We start from the raw sequence: 21270 nt of genomic DNA, 5'->3' as shown, positions 1-21270 counted from the left end.
CGTGGGTCAAAAAGTAAATCCAATAGGTCTACGTATTGGCGTCATCCGTGACTGGGATTCAAAATGGTACGCTGAAAAGGATTACGCTAATCTTTTACATGAAGACCTTAAGATCCGTTCTTATATTGAAAAGCGTTTAAAAGACGCGGCTGTATCCGGTGTTGAAATCGAACGTGCAGCTAACCGTGTAAATATCACAATCAAGACTGCTAAGCCAGGAATGGTAATCGGTAAAGGTGGATCTGAAGTTGAAGCACTTCGTAAAGCTCTTAACGATATGACTGGTAAGCGAGTTCATGTAAACATCTTTGAAATCAAGCAAGCTGACGTTGATGCTAAGCTAGTAGCTGAAAACATCGCTCGTCAACTTGAAAACCGTGTATCTTTCCGTCGTGCAATGAAGCAAGCGATTCAACGTGCTATGCGTGCTGGTGCGAAAGGTATCAAGACAGAAGTATCAGGCCGTCTTGGCGGAGCTGATATCGCTCGTTCTGAACATTACAGTGAAGGAACAGTTCCTCTTCACACACTTCGTGCAGACATCGACTACGGTACTGCTGAAGCAGACACAACTTACGGTAAGCTTGGAGTGAAAATCTGGATTTATCGTGGTGAGGTCCTTCCAACAAGAGGAACGAAAAAAGAGGAAGGAGGCAAATAATTATGTTATTGCCAAAACGTGTTAAATATCGTCGTGAACACCGTGGTAAAATGCGTGGAAACGCAAAAGGCGGTACTGAAGTTCATTTCGGGGAATTCGGTTTGCAAGCTCTAGAAGCTTCTTGGATTACTAACCGCCAGATCGAAGCAGCTCGTATTGCGATGACTCGTTATATGAAGCGTGGCGGTAAAGTATGGATTAAAATTTTCCCGTCTAAGCCTTACACTGCAAAGCCTCTTGAAGTCCGAATGGGTTCTGGTAAAGGTGCTCCTGAAGGATGGGTAGCAGTTGTTAAGCCTGGAAAAGTTATGTTTGAAATCGCTGGTGTCTCTGAAGAAGTGGCACGCGAAGCGTTGCGTCTTGCAGCACACAAACTTCCAGTAAAATGTAAGTTTGTTAAACGCGAAGAAGTGGGTGGTGACACAAATGAAGGCTAATGAAATCCGTAACCTGACCACTGCAGAAGTTGAACAAAAAGCAAAAGCACTTAAAGAAGAGCTTTTTAACCTTCGTTTCCAACTAGCGACAGGTCAACTAGAAAACCCAGCCCGCATTCGTGAAGTTCGTAAAGCAATTGCCCGTGCAAAAACGGTTTTACGTGAAAGAGAGCTTGGGATTACTAACGGTTAAATCTTGAGAGGAGGTTCGCACAATGAGTGAACGTAACCAGCGCAAGGTGTATACTGGTCGTGTTGTATCTGACAAGATGGACAAAACGATTACAGTACTTGTTGAAACATACAAAACACACCCTTTATATAACAAGCGCGTGAAATACTCTAAAAAGTTAAAAGCGCATGATGAAAACAACACTGCAAAGATCAATGATATCGTTAAGATCATGGAGACGCGCCCGCTTTCTAAAGATAAGCGATTCCGTCTAGTAGAAGTTGTTCAAGAAGCAGTAATTATTTAATAAATTGTTCGGATTATACTCATATCCGAAAGGAGGTCCATTCGCATGATTCAACAAGAATCCCGTTTAAGAGTAGCAGATAACTCCGGTGCGAAAGAGCTACTTTGCATTAAAGTTCTTGGTGGTTCTGGTCGTAAGTACGCTAACGTTGGTGACATTATTGTATGTTCGGTTAAGTCCGCAACACCAGGTGGCGTTGTTAAGAAAGGTGACGTTGTTAAAGCGGTAGTGGTACGCTCTAAGCGTGGTATGCGCCGTAACGACGGATCTTACATCCGCTTTGATGAAAACGCGGCTGTAATCGTTAAGGATGACAAAGGTCCTCGAGGAACTCGTATCTTCGGACCTGTAGCACGTGAACTTCGTGACAAGCAATTTATGAAAATCGTATCTCTTGCTCCAGAAGTTCTTTAATATATTTACTAGCAAGGCGCTTATTGTCTTGTAAGGAGGTGCAACATCACAATGCCATTGCATGTGAAAAAAGGCGATAAAGTACAAGTTATTTCCGGCAAGGATAAAGGCAAACAAGGTGTGATCCTTGAAGCATATCCAAAGCTAAACAGAGTGCTTGTTGAAGGCGTGAACGTTGTTAAGAAACACGCAAAACCTTCTCAAGCTAATCCACAAGGTGGAATCCTTAGCCAAGAAGCACCAATTCATGCTTCTAACGTAATGCCTCTTGACCCTAAAACTGGTGCTCCTACTCGTGTAGGCTACAATGTAGTTGATGGGAAAAAAGTTCGTGTGGCCAAAAAATCTGGTGAAACCCTAGATAAATAAGTCTCAGAGTGAAAGGAGGACACATAATGAACCGTCTACAAGAGCGATATAAATCAGAGATCTTACCATCTCTAATGGAAAAGTTTAATTACACTTCAATTATGCAAGTGCCAAAGATTGAAAAAATCGTTATTAACATGGGTGTTGGTGAAGCAGTTTCCAACTCTAAAGTGTTAGATACAGCAGTAGAGGAACTTACAGCAATCGCTGGTCAAAAGCCTGTGATTACTCGTGCAAAGAAATCTATCGCTGGATTCAAACTTCGTGAAGGTATGCCGATCGGATCAAAAGTTACACTTCGCGGAGAGCGCATGTATGACTTCCTTGATAAGTTAATCAGCGTTTCCCTTCCACGTGTACGTGACTTCCGCGGGGTTTCCAAGAAGTCTTTCGACGGCCGCGGTAACTACACGCTTGGAGTTAAAGAGCAATTGATCTTCCCGGAGATCGACTATGATAAAGTAAACAAAGTTCGCGGAATGGACATCGTTATCGTAACGACTGCGAACACTGACGAAGAAGCACGTGAGCTTCTTACACAAGTCGGAATGCCATTCCAAAAATAACCTTTAGCCAAAGGAGGTTTACCCGTGGCAAAGAAATCCATGATTGCTAAGCAACAACGCAAGCAAAAGTTCCAAGTGCAAGAATATACGCGCTGTGAACGTTGCGGGCGTCCTCATTCAGTAATCCGCAAGTTCAAACTGTGCCGTATCTGTTTCAGAGAACTTGCTTACAAAGGTCAAATTCCTGGCGTTAAAAAAGCCAGCTGGTAATACCCTGAAAAAAGGGAAGGAGGTAACTAGTAATGGTTATGACAGATCCAATTGCAGATATGCTTACTCGTATCCGCAACGCAAACACTGTTCGTCACGATAAGTTGGAGCTTCCTGCTTCTAATATGAAAAAAGAAATAGCTGAAATCCTTAAGCGTGAAGGTTTTGTTCGCGATGTTGAATATGTAGAGGATAGCAAACAAGGAATGATTCGCATCTTCCTTAAGTACGGTTCTAACAATGAGCGTGTAATCTCAGGTCTAAAGCGTATTAGTAAGCCTGGTTTACGTGTTTATGCAAAATCAAGTGATCTGCCACGTGTACTTGGCGGACTTGGAATTGCGATCGTATCTACTTCTAAAGGCATTATGACTGATAAAGAAGCTCGCCAATCACAAATGGGTGGCGAAGTACTAGCGTACGTTTGGTAATAAATAGCGAATGGAGGTGTCAACATGTCTCGCGTAGGTAACAAACCGATAGAAGTTCCAGGCGGCGTTACGATCGATGTTGCTAATGACAACACTGTATCTGTAAAAGGCCCTAAAGGTGAACTTTCTCGCAAATTCAATGCTGACATTAAAATTAATGTTCAAGATAACGAAATTACTGTGGAACGCCCGAGCGACCACAAAGAGCACCGTGCATTGCATGGTACGACTCGCAGCGTATTAAACAACATGGTAATCGGTGTAACAAACGGTTATGAAAGAGCTCTTGAAATTATCGGGGTTGGATATCGTGCTTCCAAAGCTGGTAACAAGCTTGTACTTAACGTAGGTTACTCTCACCCTGTTGAAATCGTTCCTGAACAAGGAATCGACATCGAAGTACCTTCTAACACGAAGGTTATCGTTAAGGGTATTGACAAGCAACGTGTAGGTGAAGTTGCTGCAAACATCCGTTCAGTTCGTTCACCTGAGCCTTACAAAGGTAAAGGTATTCGTTACGAAGGTGAATTCGTTCGCCGTAAAGAAGGTAAGACTGGTAAATAAAGCCGTTAGGTAGCGGAAAGGAGTGCAAAGGATGATCACGAAAGCAGATAAGAATGTCAATCGTAAGAAAAGACATGCTCGTGTTCGCCGCGTTGTAAGCGGAACAGCACAACGTCCTCGTTTGAACGTATTCCGTTCTACAAAGCACATCTATGCTCAATTGATCGATGATCAAGCAGGTGTAACAATTGTATCTGCATCTTCCCTTGATAAAGGTGTAAGTGTAGAAAACGGTGGAAACGTGGATGCTGCTAAAGCGATTGGTGAAGAAATCGCAAAGCGTGCAATTGAAAAAGGAATCAAAGCGGTAGTATTTGACCGTGGCGGTTATTTATACCATGGACGTGTAAAAGCATTAGCAGACGCAGCTCGTGAAGCTGGGTTAGAATTTTAATCGAAGGAGGGAACCTGATGCGTATCGACCCTAACAAACTTGAACTTGAAGAACGCGTCGTTACGGTTAACCGTGTAGCTAAGGTAGTAAAAGGTGGACGTCGTTTCCGCTTTGCTGCAGTGGTTGTCGTAGGTGACAAAAATGGTCACGTTGGATTCGGTACTGGTAAAGCCCAAGAGGTGCCAGAAGCGATCCGTAAGGCGATTGAAGATGCTAAGAAGAACTTAGTAACTGTACCAATCGTAAAAACAACAATTCCTCACCAAGTAATTGGACGCTTTGGAGCAGGTAACGTACTTCTTAAGCCTGCATCTGAAGGTACTGGGGTAATTGCTGGTGGACCTGTACGTGCGGTATTGGAGCTTGCTGGTGTAGGTGACATCCTTTCTAAGTCACTTGGATCTAACAACCCAATCAACATGGTTCGTGCAACAATTGAAGGTTTGAAAAATTTAAAGCGTGCTGAAGATGTTGCGAAACTTCGCGGTAAATCAGTACAAGAGCTTTTAGGTTAAGGAGGGAACTTTAGATGGCTAAGAAATTAGAAATCACCCTCACTCGCAGTGTAATCGGCCGTCCGGAAAACCAACGTATCGTTGTTAAGACACTTGGTTTACGCAAAATGCACCAGACAGTTGTGCACGAAGATAACGCGGCTATCCGCGGTATGGTTAATAAGGTGTCTCACCTTTTAACAGTGAAAGAATTAGAAGCTTAATAAGTTAAATAAATCATGAGGAGGTGCTCAGATGAAACTTCATGAGTTGAAGCCATCAGAAGGATCCCGTAAAGTTCGCAACCGTGTAGGTCGCGGTATCGGATCAGGCAATGGTAAAACAAGTGGTCGTGGACACAAAGGTCAAAACTCTCGTTCAGGCGGTGGTGTTAGACCTGGATTCGAAGGTGGACAAAATCCATTAGCACGTCGTTTACCGAAACGCGGATTCACAAACCCTACTCGTAAAGAGTATGCAGTTGTAAATCTTGAGAAGCTAGTACGTTTTGAAGAGGGCACAGAGGTAACTCCTGAACTTCTTCTTGAAACAGGAGTAGTAAGCAGTCTTAAGAACGGTATCAAAGTTCTAGGTAATGGCAAGTTAGAAGTTAAGCTTACAGTTAAGGCGCACAAATTCTCTGTTTCTGCTAAAGAAGCAATTGAAGCAGCGGGCGGAACTACTGAGGTGATCTAATGTTCCAGACAATCTCCAACATTATGCGTGTGGGTGATCTGAGAAACAAGATATTGTTTACACTTGCAATGCTGGTGGTGTTCCGTCTAGGAACATTCATCCCAGTACCTGGTGTAAATCGCGATGTACTGAAATTCAGTACAGGCGACAGTGCTAACATTTTTGGTTTTTTAAATACGTTTGGCGGTGGAGCGTTACAGAACTTCTCCATTTTCGCTATGGGTATCATGCCGTATATTACAGCTTCGATCATCGTGCAGCTTCTGCAGATGGACGTTGTTCCTAAATTTACGGAGTGGAGTAAGCAAGGTGAAGTTGGGCGTAAGAAATTAGCTCAGTTCACGCGCTATGGAACTATTGTTCTTGGTTTTATCCAGGCAATCGGTATGTCTATCGGTTTTAACAATCTTTTCCCAGGACTTATTCAAAACCCTAGCATGACTACGTATCTATTTATCGCGTTAGTTTTAACTGCAGGTACTGCATTCTTAATGTGGTTAGGTGAGCAGATTACCCTTAAGGGGATTGGAAACGGAATCTCAGTTCTGATTTTTGCGGGGATTGCCGCAGCTATTCCTACAGCAGTTAACCAGCTTTTCACAACGCAATTTGAGGGCGGTAACGATCAGTTATTCATGCATATCGTAACGATTGTACTGCTTGCTCTTGCGATTGTACTCGTTATTATGGGTGTTATCTTTATTCAACAAGGTGTTCGGAAAATCCCGATTCAGTATGCAAAACGAGTCGTTGGAACAAAGCCTGTTGGCGGCCAGTCCACTCATCTGCCGATCAAAGTTAACGCAGCAGGTGTTATCCCGGTTATCTTCGCGATTTCCTTGATCATCACGCCAAGAACTGTTGCTGGCTTTTTCGGACAGAATGATGTTACGACTTGGATTATCAACACGTTTGACTACACGAAGCCAGTCGGAATGATTATATATGCGCTCCTTATTATTGGGTTCTCGTATTTCTATACGTTTATCCAGGTAAATCCGGAGCAAATGGCGGAAAACTTAAAGAAGCAGGGTGGATACATTCCTGGGATTCGCCCAGGGGCTAACACTCAAACTTATATAACAAGAATTCTGTATCGATTAACATTTGTTGGATCTCTATTCCTGGCTGCAATCGCAGTCCTGCCAGTTGTCTTTACAGCAATTCCAGGTTTGAACCTTCCGCCAGCCATTCAAATTGGTGGAACAAGCTTGCTGATTGTTGTAGGTGTGGCATTAGACACCATGAAGCAGATTGAGAGCCAGCTGATCAAGCGGCACTACAAAGGCTTCATTAAATAAGAGCTCGGGAAGAATCATCTTCCCAGCATGCTCTTACAAAAAGACGATTGTGATTTATGGAGGGATTAGATGTATCTAGTCTTAATGGGATTGCCCGGAGCAGGTAAGGGTACTCAAGCAGAACGAATTGTTGAGAAATACGGAATACCTCATATCTCAACTGGAGATATGTTCCGAGCAGCAATCAAAGAGGAGACTCCTCTTGGACTTGAGGCAAAATCGTACATGGATGCGGGTAACCTCGTTCCTGACGAAGTTACAATCGGTATCGTACGTGACCGACTTTCTAAAAAGGACTGCGAAAAAGGATTTTTACTAGATGGATTCCCTCGGACAGCTGCCCAAGCGGAAGCACTGGAAGAAATCACGAATGAGCTAGACCGAAAGATTGATTATGTTCTAAACATCTCAGTAGATTCGGATAAGCTGATGCAGCGATTAACAGGTCGTCGGATTTGCCAAACATGCGGAAGCACGTATCATGTAATATTCAACCCGCCAAAGGTTGAAGGAGTATGTGATAAAGACGGCGGTACGCTTATCCAACGTCAAGATGATAATGAAGAGACCGTTCGAAACCGTTTAGATGTAAACATGAAGCAGGCTAAACCACTGCTTGATTTTTATGGTGAAAAAGGTTACCTGAAAAACATTAATGGTGATCAGGATATCGACAAAGTCTTTCAAGACATTGACCAACTTATTGGGGGATTGGCGAAATGATAATCTGCAAAACACCGCGGGAGATTGAAATCATGCGGGAGGCAGGTCGCATTGTTGCCTTAACTCATCAAGAGTTAAAAAAACACATTAAGCCTGGCATAACTACTAAGGAACTGGACAAAATTGCTGATAAGTTTATCCGCAGCCAAGGTGCAATTCCTTCATTTAAAAACTATAATGGTTTTAGTGGGAGCATCTGTGCTTCTGTAAATGAAGAACTTGTGCACGGGATCCCAGGTAAACGCGTACTCAACCATGGCGACATTATCTCTATAGATATTGGGGCGAAGTACAATGGATACCACGGAGACTCCGCTTGGACGTATGGGGTTGGCGAGATTTCAGATGAAGCTCAAAAACTTCTGGATGTGACCGAAGAGTCTTTATATAGAGGACTTCAAAAGGCAAAAGCCGGTGCCCGGTTGACTGATATTTCTCATGAGATACAAAAGTATGCTGAGGAAGAAGGTTTTTCTGTTGTTCGCGAATACGTTGGACACGGAATAGGCCAGGACTTACATGAGGACCCGCAGATTCCTCATTATGGACCGCCTGGTAAAGGGCCAGTACTGAAAAAGGGCATGGTTCTAGCAATAGAACCTATGATAAATGCGGGAACTCGCTATGTTCGAACATTATCCGATAACTGGACGGTTGTCACAACGGATGGCAAATGGTGTGCTCACTTTGAACATACGGTTGTCATTACGGAAGAAGGCTTTGAAATCTTAACTAAGATCTAAGTGAAGGTGATGAAATGGTAAGCGAATCTGATTCGGTACCGAACATAGGTCAACTGGTTCGGATACTAAAAGGAAGAGACGCAGATCGGTTAGGTGTTATCGTCGGTATTCTCGATGGGCGTTTCGTCCTCGTAGCAGATGGCGACAAGCGCAAGTTTGATCGGGCCAAACGGAAAAACCTAAACCACTTAGAACTGCTAGATTTTACTTCTCCGGAAGTTGTTAAAAGCATTCTTGAAACAGGTCGTGTAACCAATGGCAAATTGCGTTATGCAGTAGCGAAGTTTTCCGACGAGAAAGTCATTGCTCTGAAGAAGGGAGATCAAGTCGATGGCTAAAGATGATGTTATTGAGGTAGAAGGTACAGTTATTGAACCTCTTCCGAACGCCATGTTTCGTGTTGAACTAGAAAACGGACACAAAGTTCTAGCGCACGTTTCTGGAAAGATTCGTATGCACTACATTCGAATTCTTCCAGGGGATAAAGTAACCGTAGAATTGTCTCCGTATGACTTATCACGTGGTCGTATAACGTATCGTTTTAAATAATCAATGTACTCCGTGACATAAGGAGGTTATAAAAAATGAAGGTAAGACCATCAGTCAAGCCAATATGTGAAAAATGTAAAGTGATTCGCCGCAGAGGCACTGTAATGGTGATCTGTGAAAATCCGAAACATAAACAAAAACAAGGTTAATAAACAGGAGGTGCAAAAATTATGGCACGTGTTGCAGGTGTAGATATTCCTCGTGACAAGCGAGTAGTTATCTCATTAACTTACATCTTCGGTATCGGTAAAACAAAAGCACAGCAAATTCTTGCTCAAGCTGGAGTTTCTGAAGATACACGCGTTCGTGATCTTACTGAAGATGAATTAAATAAAATCCGCGAAGTCATCGATGGACACAAAGTGGAAGGTGACCTTCGCCGTGAAGTATCACTTAACATCAAGCGTCTAATCGAGATCGGAGCATATCGTGGTGTTCGTCATCGTCGTGGATTACCAGTACGTGGTCAAAACACGAAGAACAACTCCCGTACTCGTAAAGGACCTCGTAGAACTGTAGCGAATAAGAAAAAGTAAGTAAAGGAGGTAAACTCTAAATGGCAAAAGCACGTAAGACTAATACACGTAAGCGTCGTGTCAAAAAGAATGTTGAAGTCGGCGTAGCACATATCCGTTCTACATTCAACAACACGATCATTACGATCACTGACACGCACGGGAACGCAATCTCTTGGGCGACTGCTGGTCACCTAGGATTTAAAGGTTCTCGTAAGTCTACTCCGTTCGCAGCACAAATGGCAGCTGAAACAGCTGGTAAGACTGCAATGGAACATGGTATGAAAACGTTGGAAGTATCCGTTAAAGGACCTGGTGCTGGACGTGAAGCAGCAATCCGTGCCCTTCAAGCGGTAGGCTTAGAAGTAACAGCTATTCGTGACGTTACTCCTGTACCTCACAACGGTTGCCGCCCGCCAAAACGCCGTCGCGTGTAACGATATACACGGTATATATTTCTATAACTTGTCTATAATGGTTATAGTGAAAGTTTTGGTAATTGATAAGTCGGAATGCCTATGGGGAATTTCGGCTGGAAATCTCCAGCCGAGATTCGACGTTTGAAGGAGGGTTCAGTTGAATGATCGAAATCGAAAAGCCAAGAATTGAGACGGTTGAAATCAGCGACGATGCCACATACGGAAAGTTTGTTGTTGAACCACTTGAACGTGGATACGGGACTACACTAGGCAACTCCTTGCGTCGTATCTTGTTGTCCTCACTACCTGGTGCAGCAGTTACATCTATTCAGATTAATGGCGTATTGCATGAGTTCTCTACAGTTGAAGGTGTAGTTGAAGATGTAACAACCATCATCTTAAACCTAAAGCGATGTTCAAGGCGACGGTGTTGTAACAGCTGGTGACATTACTCATGACAGCGATGTTGAAATCCTTAATCCGGATCTTCATATCGCAACACTAGCAAAAGGAGCTCATTTCCAAATGAAGCTTCATGCTAAGCGTGGTCGTGGTTATGTTCAGGCAGAAGGCAATAAACGCGAAGACCTGCCGATCGGAGTTATTCCTGTTGATTCAATTTACACACCTATTTCTCGTGTGAATTACCAAGTGGAAAACACTCGTGTAGGACAAGTAACAAACTATGATAAGCTAACGCTTGATGTATGGACAGATGGGAGCATTCGTCCAGAGGAAGCAGTTTCTCTTGGTGCGAAGATCATTAGCGAACATTTAAACATTTTTGTTGGCTTAACAGATCAAGCTCAGAACGCTGAGACGCAACCTTGGAAAGAAATCTCTTGAAGAAGTTCAAGAGAAACTTGAAGAGTTAGGTCTTTCATTACGCGCTGACGATTAATTCGTAATACGCGCTTTTTCAAGACGAGAGAGAAACGCGCAGAGGAGGGAATACAAGCATGGGATACCAAAAGTTAGGTCGTGTATCTGCGGTTCGTAAAGCAATGCTTCGTGATTTAGCTACTGATTTAATCATCAACGAGCGTATTGAAACTACAGAAGCACGTGCAAAAGAAGTTCGTAAATTTGCTGAAAAAATGATTACGCTTGGTAAGCGTGGAGACCTTCATGCTCGTCGTCAAGCAGCTTCATTTCTTCGTAATGAAGTAGCTGACACAGAGACTGGCCAAAGATCTCTTCAAAAGCTTTTCAGTGATCTTGCACCTCGCTATGCTGAGCGTAACGGTGGTTACACTCGCATCGCAAAAATCGGCCCTCGCCGTGGTGATGGTGCACCAATGGTTATCATTGAATTAGTTTAATAAAACGTATGAAAGGGCGGGATCAAGTCTTCGATGACAATCTTGCCCTTTTTTATTTGATTTAAAGTGCTTTAACAAAAGCATTTGTAGCTATTAGTAAGGGTTGATCTGCGCTCCATGTGCTCGCTTTCCGCGGGGTGGGCGGTGAGCCTCCCTATCGCTTTGCGCTGGCAGGGTCTCACCTATCCCCCTCATCCCGCAGGAGTCACGCACCTTGCGCTCCAATCAACTTGTCAATGAAGAGTTAGTCAATTAAAAAACAACAATTTTTAGAAAAGATTAATTATGAGCAGAGAGCAGCTAGAATGAGCAGCAGCTAAGAGGAGGATGTCACATGAAAAACATCATTACCGTTAAAGATGTGACCTTTTATTATCCAGGAGAAGAGACACCTACACTAAAAGGTGTAACGTTAGATGTGCATAAAGGAGAATGGCTGTCTATTGTCGGCCACAACGGTTCAGGCAAATCTACATTAGCCAAGATGCTTAACGGACTTCTGTTGCCTAACGAAGGGACTGTTTATGTCTCAGAATACGCGACAGCGCGTCCAGAGGACATCTGGGAGGTAAGAAGACAAGTTGGTATGGTCTTTCAGAATCCGGATAATCAATTTGTCGGGACAAGTGTACAAGATGATATCGCGTTTGGTCTCGAAAATTTCGGTGTTCCCCGGAAAGAGATGATTAAGCGGATCAGTGAGAGTGTAGAGCGTGTTGGGATGGAAGCTTTTTTAAATCAGGAGCCGCACCAACTATCTGGAGGTCAGAAGCAGAGAGTGGCCATAGCTGGTATATTAGCACAAAAGCCATCTGTTATTGTTTTGGATGAGGCAACATCCATGCTTGATCCTATCGGACGGTTAGAGGTCATTGAGACTGTACGTGAACTGAATAGAAAAGAAGGCATCACTGTCATTTCCATCACACACGATTTAGAGGAAGCGCTAAGTGCAGACAGAGTCGTCGTCATGAAAATGGGGGAAAAGGCAGCTGAGGGCATACCTGAAGTGATTTTTCAGCAGAGGGAATTGTTAAAATCAGCTGGTCTGGATTTACCGTTTTCACTAAAGTTAAGCGAAGCTCTTCGTCAAGAAGGGGTAGAGCTTGATAAAGGCTATTTAACACAGGAAGCGCTGGTGAATGCATTATGGAAATTAGCATAAATAGCCTGGAACACCGATACATGCAAGGTACACCATTTGAGAGGCGTGCGCTTCACGATATCAGCCTCGATATAAACGACGGAACATTTCTTGCTTTAATTGGTCATACAGGGTCAGGAAAGTCAACGCTCATTCAGCATCTTAACGGACTTTTAAAGCCTTCAAGCGGTTCGATAAAAATGGGGAGCACGGTTTTAGAAGCAGGCGGAAAAAAACAAGATTTAAAACCTCTTCGAAAGAAAGCAGGAATTGTTTTTCAATATCCAGAGCATCAGCTTTTTGAAGAAACAGTTGAAAAAGATATCATGTTTGGTCCGCGCAATTTCGGTGTATCAGAAGAAAAAGCCAAGAAAACTGCTGCAAAAGTGATTGAAATGGTTGGACTGCCGCAAACGGTTCTAGAAAAGTCGCCATTTGATCTAAGTGGAGGGCAAATGCGCAGAGTTGCCATTGCTGGTGTACTTGCGATGAATCCAGAAGTACTGATTCTAGACGAACCCACTGCAGGGCTAGATCCCTCAGGCCGGGTTGAAATCATGGAGCTGTTTTACAATCTTCACAAGAGTAAAAGCTTAACAACCATTCTAGTTACTCATAGCATGGAGGATGCCTCTCGATACGCAGATGAGATCGCGGTTATGCATAAAGGGGAACTTTATCTGCATGGAAAACCAGCTGATATCTTTAATCAGAGAGAAGCTCTGCAGCAAGCAGGTCTAGATGTGCCTGAGACTGTACAGTTTCTTATGAGATGGAATGAGAGATCTGGGCAGAACCTCTCCCTGTCAAACTTTACGATTGAGGAACTGGCAAAGCAAGTGAGCCAGAGCCTGAAGAAGAGGGGGAGCTAGCATGCTGCAAAATGTAATTATCGGGCAATATTATCCTGCTTCTTCTCCATTGCATCGTATGGATTCACGCTCAAAGCTGATTGCTGCATTCTTTTACTTATTTATTGTTTTTTTAGCTAATAACTGGGTAACATACGGCTTGCTTATCGCTTTTACGGCGGTAACGATTACGTTGTCTAAAGTACCAATGCGGTTCTTATATAAAGGTTTAAAGCCGATTCTTATTCTTGTTGTCTTCACACTCTTTCTGCATGTGTTTTTAACGAAAGAAGGGGATCTTCTCTATAAAGCAGGCTTTCTCGAAATATACGAGGGCGGAATAATCCAAGGGGTATTCATTGCGATGAGACTTTTGCTCCTTGTTTTAATGACGTCTTTATTGACTTTAACAACTACACCGATCGATATTACAGATGGCTTGGAACACTTGCTTGGACCGTTAAAAAAATGGAAGCTTCCAGTTCATGAATTTGCTTTGATGATGTCGATCTCTCTACGGTTTATTCCGACTCTTCTACAAGAAACGGAGAAGATCATGAAAGCACAGATGGCGCGAGGTGCAGATTTTACAAGCGGTCCGATTAAAGAACGAGCTAGGGCGTTTGTACCCCTTCTAGTCCCGCTATTCGTTTCCTCGTTCAAACGGGCTGAGGAGCTTGCACTTGCTATGGAAGCTAGAGGATATCGAGGCGGTGAAGGAAGAACGCGTCTGAGAGCACTTGAATGGCATAAACGCGATTCATTTGCCCTTATATTGTTGCTGCTGCTGACCGTTTTGTTATTCGTATTACGCAGTTAAAGGAGATTGAAACATGGCTCGTATGAAAGTAACCGTCGCTTATGACGGTACTGAATTTGCAGGATACCAGATCCAGCCCAGCGGCAGAACGGTGCAAGGAATCATCCAGTCGGTTCTGCAAAAGATGCATAAAGGTGAACCCATCAGTATTGCTGCTTCTGGACGTACGGATGCAGGTGTACATGCTGTCGGCCAAGTGTTTCATTTTGATTCTGATTTAAGTATATATCCAGATGCATGGTGCAAAGCTTTAAATGCAATGCTGCCAAACGATATTCTGATCAGAAAGGTAGAAGAGGTAAGCCCGTCTTTTCATTCCCGTTTTTCTGCTGTAAGCAAAGAATATCATTATAAGCTGCTGACAAGTAAACAAGCGGATGTGTTTAAAAGAAACCATATGCTTCATTATTCTTACGCAATAAACGTGGATGATATCAAAAGGGCGGCTTTATTCTTTTTAGGCACCTACGATTTTACTTCCTTTTCATCCGCTCGTTCGGAAGTAGCTGATAAAGTACGGACGATCTATGCGCTGGATATTGTAGAAGAGGGAGAGCAGCTAACGTTTCAGATTAAGGGAAGCGGCTTTTTATACAACATGGTTCGTATCATCGTCGGTACACTTTTAGAAGTGGGATCAGGCAAGCGGAAGCCGGAAGATATCCAGCATATTTTAGTTGGCAAAGACCGTTCATTAGCAAGGAAAACAGCACCTGCACATGGACTCTATTTGCATCAAGTAAATTACCAAGATAAACCTGAATAATATTTAGGATACACTTGACATCGTTGTTTATATATTATAAGATATTATTTGGTATTTCTACAGATATCGTCCACATGCCCCGTGTTGATATCTCGGGAAATGTTCACATTGAATATAATGAATTTGATTGAAGATACAGGAGGGAAAACACATGCGTACGACTTTCATGGCGAAAGCTTCTGAAGTAGAACGTAAATGGTTTGTGATCGACGCTGAAGGCAAGACTCTTGGACGTCTTTCTAGTGAAGTAGCTTCTATCCTTCGCGGTAAGCATAAACCTATTTATACACCACACGTTGACACTGGTGATCACGTTATCATCATCAACGCGGAAAAGATCGAATTAACAGGTAAGAAATTAACTGACAAAATTTATTACCGCCACACTGGTCACCCAGGTGGACTTCGTACGAGAACTGCATTAGAAATGCGTACAACTCGTCCGGTTCAAATGCTTGAGCTAGCAATCAAAGGTATGATTCCTAAGAACAGCCTTGGTCGCCAAATGTTCAAAAAGCTTCACGTATATGCTGGAGCTGAACACAACCATCAAGCACAAAAACCTGAGAACTACGAATTACGCGGATAATAAAAGGAGGGTATTTACGTGGCACAAGTACAATATTATGGCACTGGACGTCGTAAGCACTCCGTTGCACGTGTACGATTAGTTCCTGGTGAAGGCCGTATCGTTATCAACGGACGTGACATTGACGAATTTTTCGGATTAGAAACATTAAAGCTTATCGTTAAGCAACCACTTAACACAACTGAAACAACTGACAAGTATGACGTATTAGTAACTGTTCATGGTGGTGGATACACTGGACAAGCAGGAGCTATCCGTCATGGTATCTCTCGTGCGCTTCTAGAAGCAGATCCTGAGTACCGTGCATCTCTTAAAGCAGCTGGATTCCTTACTCGTGACGCTCGTATGAAAGAGCGTAAGAAGTACGGACTTAAAGGCGCTCGTCGTGCACCTCAGTTCTCAAAACGTTAATTCTTTATATGTTCATCAAAACCCTGTTCTCATCACGAGAGCAGGGTTTTTTTGTTTATCAGTCTAAATTAAGGATGATTGCTACTGTTTAAGATGTAACTTGTACCAATCGTTTGAACATCATTCACCCTCTCTTTAGCCATTACTCGGTTTTTTTCCCATCTTTTATGCAGTGTCGTTAACCAGCGCTTTGAGAAAAATATAGATATGGCAAAAACAATGCGAACTTAAAAACGCAGGAAGGGGAGAAAATGATGGCAATCGTGCTTAACAACTTCAAAGAGAAACAAAGATACAAAAAAGAGAATTTTGAGCGAAAAGTACTTCGAGATTTATCTCTTGCCACTATAAAAAAGGAATTTCAACGTTTATTTCAACCGTTTTTTCAATACTCGCTTTTATATCAAAATGATATTGAGGATGCATGCATAGACATGGCCATTGACGCTTATCTGTTAGGTGCAGGCTATAGCCGCTTTGCTTATCACGGCGAAACATTAGAAAAAATAAAGGACAGAGCTTATGAAAAGCAAAAGGCGATCGCAGATGGTCTCTATGAATATTGGCAGTTCTGGTGCTGGGGCACAGAGATGATGATGGAATCTTTACATCTGTGTTGTGAAGCTTTTGTACACGTTTGGTGGATGGAAGGATATAAAAACGGAGAAAAACGATATCGGATGAAACTTCAATAAGTATAATTTTTCTCTTGTCCCATATACATAGGATATATGGCTTGTATAGGGGGACGAAACATGAAGAAATGGGTGAAGGGAGCCGCATTTGCATTAGGATGTGCAGTCCTTATCTTTATTTTCACCTATCGTTTTTTAGATAATGATTCATGGCGTTCATGGAATTTGCCGCTGTCTGGAAAGATCATTGTCATAGACCCAGGACATGGAGGTGCTGACGGCGGTGCGGTTGGGGATGGAGAAGTATTGGAAAAGGAAATTGCTTTGAACATCTCAGTTATGCTTCGTGATTACCTGCAAGAAGCAGGGGCACTTGTCATCATGACACGTGAAACAGATAAAGATCTGGCAGATGAAGACACAAAGAAGTTAAGACATCGAAAATGGGAAGACTTAAAAGAGAGAAAACGAATTATTAATGAGAATCATGCGGACTTATTTATATCGATCCATTTAAACTCACTACCTTCATCTCGGTGGAGAGGGGCTCAAGTGTTTTATCACCCCGGCAAAGAAGGCGGAGAAGCTTTATCTAAATTTATACAAGATGAAATTAAGCGGAACTTGGAAAACACAAATCGATTTGCAAAATCAATAGAGGGTCTTTATCTGCTTCGAACAGCAGAAGTACCAGGTGCCTTAGTTGAGGTTGGATTTTTATCTAATCCATCAGAACGGGAATTGTTAAAAACAGAATCGTATCAGGAAAGTGTAGCCGCTTCGATCTACCAAGGTATGCTAAGGTATTATACAAATGAAAAACCACCAAAATCTCCTCTTGATTGAGGAGATTTTTATTATGACCTTAAAAAACCGCTTACATGCTTGATTGTTGCGGTTGTGATATACTGAAAAGGAATTTTACAGGTAAAGGATGTGTCTATGTGCTAACAGAAGAAAAAGTCATCGAGCTGTTAAGTCCTATTCAAGACCCTTATTTACATAAAAGCATGGTGGAATCCGGAAGTATTCGTGAGTTAAAAATAAAAGAAGGTTATGTTGGTTTGAAAATCGGTCTCGTGCATACAGGTACGCCAGAACAAATGCAGCTTCAGCAACAGATAGTGCAAGTATTAAAAAACGCAGGGGCAGAATCCGTTGGTCTGCGTTTTGAAAAAAGAGAAGATGTAGAGGCCGAACAACAACCGAGCGGTCAGCAGCAGGGTGCACCATCTATTCTATCTGAAAACAGCAAAACAGAATTTATTGCGATCGCTAGTGGTAAAGGCGGTGTAGGGAAGTCTACTGTGTCCGTTAACTTGGCAGTTGCGCTCGCAAGATTAGGGAAAAAAGTCGGGCTGATCGATGCGGATATTTACGGTTTTAGTGTTCCTGATATGATGGGAATCACCGAACGCCCAAAAGTAAAAGGAGACCGGATCTTTCCTGTTGAGCGTTTTGATGTAAAAGTAATTTCCATGGCTTTCTTCGTGGAAGATAACGCACCTGTTATTTGGAGAGGGCCGATGTTAGGAAAAATGCTCATGAACTTTTTTAGTGAAGTTGAATGGGGAGACTTAGACTATGTTCTTCTTGATCTACCGCCAGGAACAGGTGACGTAGCCTTGGACGTTCATAAGATGCTTCCGAAGTGTAAAGAAGTGATCGTTACAACGCCGCATGCAACAGCAGCTTTCGTAGCAGCACGAGCGGGAACAATGGCGATCAAAACAAACCACGAAGTCCTCGGCATCGTAGAGAACATGTCGTATTTCCAAAGTGAATCTACGGGTGAAAAAGAATATGTATTCGGTAAAGATGGAGGAAAACGATTAGCAGAAGAATTAAATGTTCCTTTACTCGGACAGATTCCTCTTGGCCAGCCCGAGATCAAAGAAGATGATTTTGCACCAAGTGTCTATGAACTGACTCATCCGATCGGTGAGCATTATATTCAAATGGCAAAAACGATTATCGAGAAAACAAAATAAAAAAAGCCTTCCATACGGGAGGCTTTTATTGTGAGCTTTTAGACTCTTGGTTCTGTCCGCCGCTGCCTGATGCTTCTTTTTCTTTTTTGGAAATGGACTGATCGATTTCTTCATGAGCCACTTTTTTCAGCATATCTTGTATCTGAGCCTGAACAATGGGACTTTCAAATGTTTCAAGCATTACCTTTTTCATTTCTGTTCTGACAGGCTGGGTATCAACAAGAGCTAATAATTTTTGTGCCATTTGCGGGTTTTGCATGATTTTCATAACTTCTGCCTGATATTGTGGGTCTTTAATTAGGTCCTTCATCAGTTTTTCATGTTCTTTACGCATACTTTTTGCAAAGGCAACTGAGAACTTAGGATCTTTAAATAGCGCCTGCCAAAACTTCTGTCCCTTTTCAGATAGAAGCTGCTTTTCAATCGTCTGTTTGATTACTTCTTGATCGATCAGTATTTCTTGTTGAATTTCTTTATCTGATAAAACTTCTTTAATGGCCTTTTTTCCCTCATCTGTTTTTAACAGATCGACAAGCATCTTCTTGGTTGCTTCGTAATCGATCTGTGTACTGCCCTGGGCTTCGTTTTGAGCACAGCCCGAAAGAGCAACGAGCATCATACAAAAGAGGAAAATGTATATTTTTTTCAACCGAATTCCTCCTCCTTTCAAGTGGGCTCAATACTTATAGGATTGATTTTTAAGGCTTATTTATACTGGTTATTTAAAGGAAAACTGGCAATTTAAAAAAGACATTGGTACAATCGTTACGGAGCATGTAAGAGGGGGAAATAAGGGTGAAAATTAAAAGCTGGCTCTTTTTATTCATAACCACATTGTTAATTGGGATTGTAAGTGCAATCACCGTTGGTCTTATATTAAAGTTTCCTGAGAACAGCAGTCTGTTCGAACTGTTATTATATATCTTTGGATTGATCGGATTTGGTGCATTGTTCAGTGTTTTCAGCCAGATGGGGTTCTTTGCTTATCTGACCGTCCATCGCTTTGGCCTCGGTATCTTTAAAAGCCACCGCTTATGGAATGGTGTGCAGCTGGTTCTCATTGCGGTTGTATTATTTGATCTATTCTTCTTGCGGTATTCGTCTTTTCATAAAGAAGGCGAGAGCATCATTAATTATATTGTCATTCCGCTGGCGATTTTAGCTTATGGACTGCTCATCGCATATTTAAAAGTAAAACAAACGTCGAATGTAGCATTCATTCCTACTTTATTCTTTATTACGGTTGTTACCATTCTAGAGTGGGTGCCTGTACTAAAAGAAAACAACACACTATCGCTATGGATGGGGTTTGTTCCATTAATGCTTTGTAACACATATCAAATCTTGATGCTGCACCGATTGCTTCAGCCCGACCAAAAAAAGAACGCAAAACAAACAAAGCCCACTGCCTTGTAAGCAGGGGCTTTTTATTCATTAATTAACCTCTTTACTTTTCGCTTCGGTATTTGCGATCATTTCACTTACACTCACAAATTTGAAGCCATCTCCGCGGAGCTTATCGATGATCGTCGGTAATGCTTTGTGTGTTTGCTTAACAGAATCAGATGCATGCAATAAAATAATGTCTCCTGCCTTTGTACCATCTGTTGCCGTTGTCACGATCTTTTCTACTCCAGGGTTCTTCCAATCTTTTGTATCGATGCTCCAATGAACCACCGTATGATTCAAATCCTCAGAAATGTTCAGTACACGCTCATCAAAATTACCGTTTGGCGGTCTAAGCAACGAAGTCATTTTCCCGGATACTTTTTTAATCTTTTCTTGAGCTAGGAGGATATCTCGTTTAATCTGTTTGTCTTCCCATTCTGTATAACTTTTATATTGATAGCCTAAGCTCGCTACTTCATGGCCATCTTTTACGATTCGTTCAACAATATCTGGGTGACGTTCTGCCCAAGCAGCGGATATAAAGAACGTACAGTTTTTCACACCTTTTTCTTTTAAGACATCAAGAATCGGTGTAACCCTCTTGTCTCCCCAGCTGATATCAAAGGTAAGGGATACTTTGTTTCCTTGATCTTCTCCTTTATAGATTGCGCGAGGACCCTCTTTTGATGAAAAAACAGACAGCTGCTGTTGTCCTACAAAAGCAATGGAAGCTGCAAAAAATGCCGCAAACACAACAACCATGTACTGTTTTACTTTTTTGCCGTTTATGACAAAGAAATATTTCATATAACTTCTTACCCCCTGTCCAACTTACTTACAAAATATTTATGTTGATACGGACAAGATATGCCGGTTATTTAGAAAAACGTAAAATAATAACACACCATTTTCATGGCAATAATGTTAAAAGAAAAATACAAGCGGGGTGTTATCAATTGTCTTTGGTAGGAATGCTGTTAAACCATCAGGAGCTTCATGAATTTGAATATGTGTTAAAGAAAGAGATGGAAGAACTAAGGTTTGATCTAGAAGATCATAAGATTGACGGAATTGTAAAATCGGTTCTTGAAGAGAGATACCAGATCATCTATCGTCTATTCTGCAGGTTTGCAAAACCCTCAGACTGCAGAAGGTACTTAAGGCAAAAACAAAGAAATTAACTTTTTTTTAAAAAACTGTTGACCAGAATATATTGAAGGTGGTATATTACTACTTGTCGCTTTTACAGGACGCAACAAACAAAAATAAGAAACATCGAAAAAAGCTGTTGACATCAAACAGCAAACGGTGGTATCTTATAAAAGTCGCCAAAACGAGCGACGCACGAAATAAGCAACAAAAAAGTTCTTTGAAAACTGAACAAAAG

General features: G+C 42.1%; 36 protein-coding genes and 1 pseudogene. 35 read left to right on the top strand and 2 right to left on the bottom strand.

Going from position 1 to position 21270, the window contains the following annotated elements:
• Window position 1: 1 nt before the first annotated feature.
• The 33 genes and pseudogenes from rpsC to IEV52_RS20545 all read left to right on the top strand — a co-directional run bounded on the left by rpsC (window position 2) and on the right by IEV52_RS20545 (window position 18494).
• The gene (gene rpsC, locus IEV52_RS20705; RefSeq protein WP_188404467.1) at window positions 2-661 is read left to right on the top strand and encodes a 30S ribosomal protein S3; all 660 of its coding nucleotides are present in this window, start codon (window positions 2-4) and stop codon (window positions 659-661) included.
• 2 nt (window positions 662-663) lie between these two features.
• The gene (gene rplP / locus IEV52_RS20700) at window positions 664-1098 is read left to right on the top strand and encodes a 50S ribosomal protein L16 (RefSeq protein WP_066237943.1); all 435 of its coding nucleotides are present in this window, start codon (window positions 664-666) and stop codon (window positions 1096-1098) included.
• Entirely contained in the window at window positions 1088-1291 is a 204-nt protein-coding gene (gene rpmC / locus IEV52_RS20695; RefSeq protein ID WP_188404466.1) for a 50S ribosomal protein L29, read from the top strand. The genes rplP and rpmC overlap by 11 nt, the downstream gene beginning before the upstream one ends.
• Window positions 1292-1313: 22 nt before the next feature.
• Window positions 1314-1577, top strand: coding sequence for a 30S ribosomal protein S17 (gene rpsQ / locus IEV52_RS20690; protein ID WP_188404465.1), 264 nt, complete (start codon window positions 1314-1316; stop codon window positions 1575-1577).
• A 45-nt stretch (window positions 1578-1622) separates the two neighbouring features.
• On the top strand, window positions 1623-1991 hold the full coding sequence (gene rplN / locus IEV52_RS20685) for a 50S ribosomal protein L14 (RefSeq protein WP_066237936.1): 369 nt from the start codon (window positions 1623-1625) through the stop codon (window positions 1989-1991).
• A gap of 57 nt (window positions 1992-2048) precedes the next feature.
• Window positions 2049-2360 carry a 50S ribosomal protein L24 gene (rplX, locus tag IEV52_RS20680; RefSeq protein WP_066294477.1) on the top strand — a complete coding sequence of 104 codons (312 nt, stop codon included), beginning with the start codon at window positions 2049-2051 and terminating at the stop codon, window positions 2358-2360.
• 26 nt (window positions 2361-2386) lie between these two features.
• Entirely contained in the window at window positions 2387-2926 is a 540-nt protein-coding gene (gene rplE, locus IEV52_RS20675; RefSeq protein WP_188404464.1) for a 50S ribosomal protein L5, read from the top strand.
• 24 nt (window positions 2927-2950) lie between these two features.
• Entirely contained in the window at window positions 2951-3136 is a 186-nt protein-coding gene (gene rpsN, locus IEV52_RS20670; protein WP_066237928.1) for a 30S ribosomal protein S14, read from the top strand.
• Window positions 3137-3168: 32 nt separating this feature from the next.
• Window positions 3169-3567, top strand: coding sequence for a 30S ribosomal protein S8 (gene rpsH, locus IEV52_RS20665; RefSeq protein ID WP_188404463.1), 399 nt, complete (start codon window positions 3169-3171; stop codon window positions 3565-3567).
• A 24-nt stretch (window positions 3568-3591) separates the two neighbouring features.
• On the top strand, window positions 3592-4131 hold the full coding sequence (gene rplF, locus IEV52_RS20660) for a 50S ribosomal protein L6 (protein WP_066237919.1): 540 nt from the start codon (window positions 3592-3594) through the stop codon (window positions 4129-4131).
• A gap of 31 nt (window positions 4132-4162) precedes the next feature.
• Window positions 4163-4525 carry a 50S ribosomal protein L18 gene (gene rplR / locus IEV52_RS20655; RefSeq protein ID WP_188404462.1) on the top strand — a complete coding sequence of 121 codons (363 nt, stop codon included), beginning with the start codon at window positions 4163-4165 and terminating at the stop codon, window positions 4523-4525.
• A 14-nt stretch (window positions 4526-4539) separates the two neighbouring features.
• Entirely contained in the window at window positions 4540-5040 is a 501-nt protein-coding gene (gene rpsE / locus IEV52_RS20650; RefSeq protein WP_066237913.1) for a 30S ribosomal protein S5, read from the top strand.
• A gap of 14 nt (window positions 5041-5054) precedes the next feature.
• Window positions 5055-5243, top strand: a complete 189-nt coding sequence (gene rpmD / locus IEV52_RS20645) for a 50S ribosomal protein L30 (protein WP_066237910.1) — start codon at window positions 5055-5057, stop codon at window positions 5241-5243.
• Window positions 5244-5274: 31 nt separating this feature from the next.
• A complete protein-coding gene (rplO, locus tag IEV52_RS20640; protein WP_188404461.1) occupies window positions 5275-5715 on the top strand; it encodes a 50S ribosomal protein L15 in 441 nt (146 codons plus the stop codon).
• On the top strand, window positions 5715-7016 hold the full coding sequence (secY, locus tag IEV52_RS20635) for a preprotein translocase subunit SecY (protein ID WP_188404460.1): 1302 nt from the start codon (window positions 5715-5717) through the stop codon (window positions 7014-7016). Before rplO ends, secY begins: the two co-directional genes overlap by 1 nt.
• A 69-nt stretch (window positions 7017-7085) precedes the next feature.
• Window positions 7086-7739: an adenylate kinase gene (locus IEV52_RS20630; protein ID WP_188404459.1), complete on the top strand. Its 654-nt coding sequence runs from the start codon at window positions 7086-7088 to the stop codon at window positions 7737-7739.
• A complete protein-coding gene (gene map / locus IEV52_RS20625; RefSeq protein WP_188404458.1) occupies window positions 7736-8482 on the top strand; it encodes a type I methionyl aminopeptidase in 747 nt (248 codons plus the stop codon). The genes IEV52_RS20630 and map overlap by 4 nt, the downstream gene beginning before the upstream one ends.
• Before the next feature lie 14 nt (window positions 8483-8496).
• A complete protein-coding gene (locus tag IEV52_RS20620) occupies window positions 8497-8820 on the top strand; it encodes a KOW domain-containing RNA-binding protein (RefSeq protein WP_066390694.1) in 324 nt (107 codons plus the stop codon).
• Window positions 8813-9031: a translation initiation factor IF-1 gene (infA, locus tag IEV52_RS20615; protein WP_066237890.1), complete on the top strand. Its 219-nt coding sequence runs from the start codon at window positions 8813-8815 to the stop codon at window positions 9029-9031. Before IEV52_RS20620 ends, infA begins: the two co-directional genes overlap by 8 nt.
• A gap of 35 nt (window positions 9032-9066) precedes the next feature.
• On the top strand, window positions 9067-9180 hold the full coding sequence (gene rpmJ / locus IEV52_RS20610; RefSeq protein ID WP_007203526.1) for a 50S ribosomal protein L36: 114 nt from the start codon (window positions 9067-9069) through the stop codon (window positions 9178-9180).
• Between the two features lie 21 nt (window positions 9181-9201).
• Window positions 9202-9567 (top strand): 30S ribosomal protein S13, encoded by a 366-nt coding sequence (gene rpsM, locus IEV52_RS20605; RefSeq protein ID WP_066285569.1) that lies wholly within the window; start codon window positions 9202-9204, stop codon window positions 9565-9567.
• Between the two features lie 20 nt (window positions 9568-9587).
• On the top strand, window positions 9588-9983 hold the full coding sequence (gene rpsK, locus IEV52_RS20600) for a 30S ribosomal protein S11 (protein ID WP_066237883.1): 396 nt from the start codon (window positions 9588-9590) through the stop codon (window positions 9981-9983).
• A 143-nt stretch (window positions 9984-10126) separates the two neighbouring features.
• Window positions 10127-10866: pseudogene (locus IEV52_RS20595) on the top strand (DNA-directed RNA polymerase subunit alpha).
• A gap of 58 nt (window positions 10867-10924) precedes the next feature.
• The gene (gene rplQ / locus IEV52_RS20590; RefSeq protein ID WP_188404457.1) at window positions 10925-11287 is read left to right on the top strand and encodes a 50S ribosomal protein L17; all 363 of its coding nucleotides are present in this window, start codon (window positions 10925-10927) and stop codon (window positions 11285-11287) included.
• A 334-nt stretch (window positions 11288-11621) separates the two neighbouring features.
• On the top strand, window positions 11622-12452 hold the full coding sequence (locus IEV52_RS20585) for an energy-coupling factor ABC transporter ATP-binding protein (RefSeq protein WP_188404456.1): 831 nt from the start codon (window positions 11622-11624) through the stop codon (window positions 12450-12452).
• Window positions 12437-13303, top strand: coding sequence for an energy-coupling factor ABC transporter ATP-binding protein (locus tag IEV52_RS20580; protein WP_188404455.1), 867 nt, complete (start codon window positions 12437-12439; stop codon window positions 13301-13303). Before IEV52_RS20585 ends, IEV52_RS20580 begins: the two co-directional genes overlap by 16 nt.
• 1 nt (window position 13304) lies before the next feature.
• Window positions 13305-14102 (top strand): energy-coupling factor transporter transmembrane component T family protein, encoded by a 798-nt coding sequence (locus tag IEV52_RS20575; RefSeq protein ID WP_188404454.1) that lies wholly within the window; start codon window positions 13305-13307, stop codon window positions 14100-14102.
• Between the two features lie 13 nt (window positions 14103-14115).
• A complete protein-coding gene (truA, locus tag IEV52_RS20570; RefSeq protein WP_188404453.1) occupies window positions 14116-14868 on the top strand; it encodes a tRNA pseudouridine(38-40) synthase TruA in 753 nt (250 codons plus the stop codon).
• A gap of 151 nt (window positions 14869-15019) precedes the next feature.
• Window positions 15020-15457: a 50S ribosomal protein L13 gene (gene rplM / locus IEV52_RS20565; protein WP_188404452.1), complete on the top strand. Its 438-nt coding sequence runs from the start codon at window positions 15020-15022 to the stop codon at window positions 15455-15457.
• 18 nt (window positions 15458-15475) lie between these two features.
• Window positions 15476-15868 (top strand): 30S ribosomal protein S9, encoded by a 393-nt coding sequence (gene rpsI, locus IEV52_RS20560; RefSeq protein ID WP_188404451.1) that lies wholly within the window; start codon window positions 15476-15478, stop codon window positions 15866-15868.
• Window positions 15869-16122: 254 nt separating this feature from the next.
• A complete protein-coding gene (locus IEV52_RS20555; protein ID WP_188404450.1) occupies window positions 16123-16563 on the top strand; it encodes a DUF2521 family protein in 441 nt (146 codons plus the stop codon).
• A 60-nt stretch (window positions 16564-16623) separates the two neighbouring features.
• Window positions 16624-17349 carry an N-acetylmuramoyl-L-alanine amidase CwlD gene (cwlD, locus tag IEV52_RS20550; RefSeq protein WP_188404449.1) on the top strand — a complete coding sequence of 242 codons (726 nt, stop codon included), beginning with the start codon at window positions 16624-16626 and terminating at the stop codon, window positions 17347-17349.
• Window positions 17350-17447: 98 nt separating this feature from the next.
• Complete coding sequence (locus IEV52_RS20545; protein WP_188404448.1) at window positions 17448-18494, top strand: Mrp/NBP35 family ATP-binding protein; 1047 nt, start codon at window positions 17448-17450, stop codon at window positions 18492-18494.
• Between the two features lie 25 nt (window positions 18495-18519).
• On the opposite strand, the gene gerD is transcribed toward IEV52_RS20545, so the two are convergent.
• Window positions 18520-19143 carry a spore germination lipoprotein GerD gene (gerD, locus tag IEV52_RS20540; protein WP_229754402.1) on the bottom strand — a complete coding sequence of 208 codons (624 nt, stop codon included), beginning with the start codon at window positions 19141-19143 and terminating at the stop codon, window positions 18520-18522.
• A gap of 146 nt (window positions 19144-19289) precedes the next feature.
• Here gerD and IEV52_RS20535 point away from each other — a divergent pair, with 146 nt between their 5' ends.
• The gene (locus IEV52_RS20535; protein WP_188404447.1) at window positions 19290-19910 is read left to right on the top strand and encodes a KinB-signaling pathway activation protein; all 621 of its coding nucleotides are present in this window, start codon (window positions 19290-19292) and stop codon (window positions 19908-19910) included.
• A gap of 18 nt (window positions 19911-19928) precedes the next feature.
• Here IEV52_RS20535 and pdaB read toward each other — a convergent pair whose 3' ends face one another.
• Entirely contained in the window at window positions 19929-20690 is a 762-nt protein-coding gene (pdaB, locus tag IEV52_RS20530) for a polysaccharide deacetylase family sporulation protein PdaB (RefSeq protein ID WP_188404446.1), read from the bottom strand.
• Between the two features lie 149 nt (window positions 20691-20839).
• Here pdaB and IEV52_RS20525 point away from each other — a divergent pair, with 149 nt between their 5' ends.
• Window positions 20840-21064, top strand: coding sequence for a hypothetical protein (locus IEV52_RS20525; protein ID WP_308464588.1), 225 nt, complete (start codon window positions 20840-20842; stop codon window positions 21062-21064).
• Window positions 21065-21270 lie beyond the last annotated feature (206 nt).

This window comes from Fictibacillus barbaricus, from assembly GCF_014635025.1.
Lineage (GTDB): Bacteria > Bacillota > Bacilli > Bacillales > Fictibacillaceae > Fictibacillus > Fictibacillus barbaricus.
Note: the sequence above shows the minus strand (reverse complement) of the source record. Positions and strands in the feature narration are given on the sequence as shown.

Coding starts and splice junctions, on each gene's coding strand:
- rplP (WP_066237943.1), top strand. CDS start 664: ATGTTATTGCCAAAACGTGTTAAATATCGTCGTGAACACCGTGGTAAA.
- rpmC (WP_188404466.1), top strand. CDS start 1,088: ATGAAGGCTAATGAAATCCGTAACCTGACCACTGCAGAAGTTGAACAA.
- rpsQ (WP_188404465.1), top strand. CDS start 1,314: ATGAGTGAACGTAACCAGCGCAAGGTGTATACTGGTCGTGTTGTATCT.
- rplN (WP_066237936.1), top strand. CDS start 1,623: ATGATTCAACAAGAATCCCGTTTAAGAGTAGCAGATAACTCCGGTGCG.
- rplE (WP_188404464.1), top strand. CDS start 2,387: ATGAACCGTCTACAAGAGCGATATAAATCAGAGATCTTACCATCTCTA.
- rpsH (WP_188404463.1), top strand. CDS start 3,169: ATGGTTATGACAGATCCAATTGCAGATATGCTTACTCGTATCCGCAAC.
- rplF (WP_066237919.1), top strand. CDS start 3,592: ATGTCTCGCGTAGGTAACAAACCGATAGAAGTTCCAGGCGGCGTTACG.
- rplR (WP_188404462.1), top strand. CDS start 4,163: ATGATCACGAAAGCAGATAAGAATGTCAATCGTAAGAAAAGACATGCT.
- rpmD (WP_066237910.1), top strand. CDS start 5,055: ATGGCTAAGAAATTAGAAATCACCCTCACTCGCAGTGTAATCGGCCGT.
- rplO (WP_188404461.1), top strand. CDS start 5,275: ATGAAACTTCATGAGTTGAAGCCATCAGAAGGATCCCGTAAAGTTCGC.
- secY (WP_188404460.1), top strand. CDS start 5,715: ATGTTCCAGACAATCTCCAACATTATGCGTGTGGGTGATCTGAGAAAC.
- IEV52_RS20630 (WP_188404459.1), top strand. CDS start 7,086: ATGTATCTAGTCTTAATGGGATTGCCCGGAGCAGGTAAGGGTACTCAA.
- map (WP_188404458.1), top strand. CDS start 7,736: ATGATAATCTGCAAAACACCGCGGGAGATTGAAATCATGCGGGAGGCA.
- IEV52_RS20620 (WP_066390694.1), top strand. CDS start 8,497: ATGGTAAGCGAATCTGATTCGGTACCGAACATAGGTCAACTGGTTCGG.
- infA (WP_066237890.1), top strand. CDS start 8,813: ATGGCTAAAGATGATGTTATTGAGGTAGAAGGTACAGTTATTGAACCT.
- rpmJ (WP_007203526.1), top strand. CDS start 9,067: ATGAAGGTAAGACCATCAGTCAAGCCAATATGTGAAAAATGTAAAGTG.
- rpsM (WP_066285569.1), top strand. CDS start 9,202: ATGGCACGTGTTGCAGGTGTAGATATTCCTCGTGACAAGCGAGTAGTT.
- rpsK (WP_066237883.1), top strand. CDS start 9,588: ATGGCAAAAGCACGTAAGACTAATACACGTAAGCGTCGTGTCAAAAAG.
- rplQ (WP_188404457.1), top strand. CDS start 10,925: ATGGGATACCAAAAGTTAGGTCGTGTATCTGCGGTTCGTAAAGCAATG.
- IEV52_RS20585 (WP_188404456.1), top strand. CDS start 11,622: ATGAAAAACATCATTACCGTTAAAGATGTGACCTTTTATTATCCAGGA.
- IEV52_RS20580 (WP_188404455.1), top strand. CDS start 12,437: ATGGAAATTAGCATAAATAGCCTGGAACACCGATACATGCAAGGTACA.
- IEV52_RS20575 (WP_188404454.1), top strand. CDS start 13,305: ATGCTGCAAAATGTAATTATCGGGCAATATTATCCTGCTTCTTCTCCA.
- truA (WP_188404453.1), top strand. CDS start 14,116: ATGGCTCGTATGAAAGTAACCGTCGCTTATGACGGTACTGAATTTGCA.
- rplM (WP_188404452.1), top strand. CDS start 15,020: ATGCGTACGACTTTCATGGCGAAAGCTTCTGAAGTAGAACGTAAATGG.
- IEV52_RS20555 (WP_188404450.1), top strand. CDS start 16,123: ATGGCAATCGTGCTTAACAACTTCAAAGAGAAACAAAGATACAAAAAA.
- cwlD (WP_188404449.1), top strand. CDS start 16,624: ATGAAGAAATGGGTGAAGGGAGCCGCATTTGCATTAGGATGTGCAGTC.
- pdaB (WP_188404446.1), bottom strand. CDS start 20,690: ATGAAATATTTCTTTGTCATAAACGGCAAAAAAGTAAAACAGTACATG.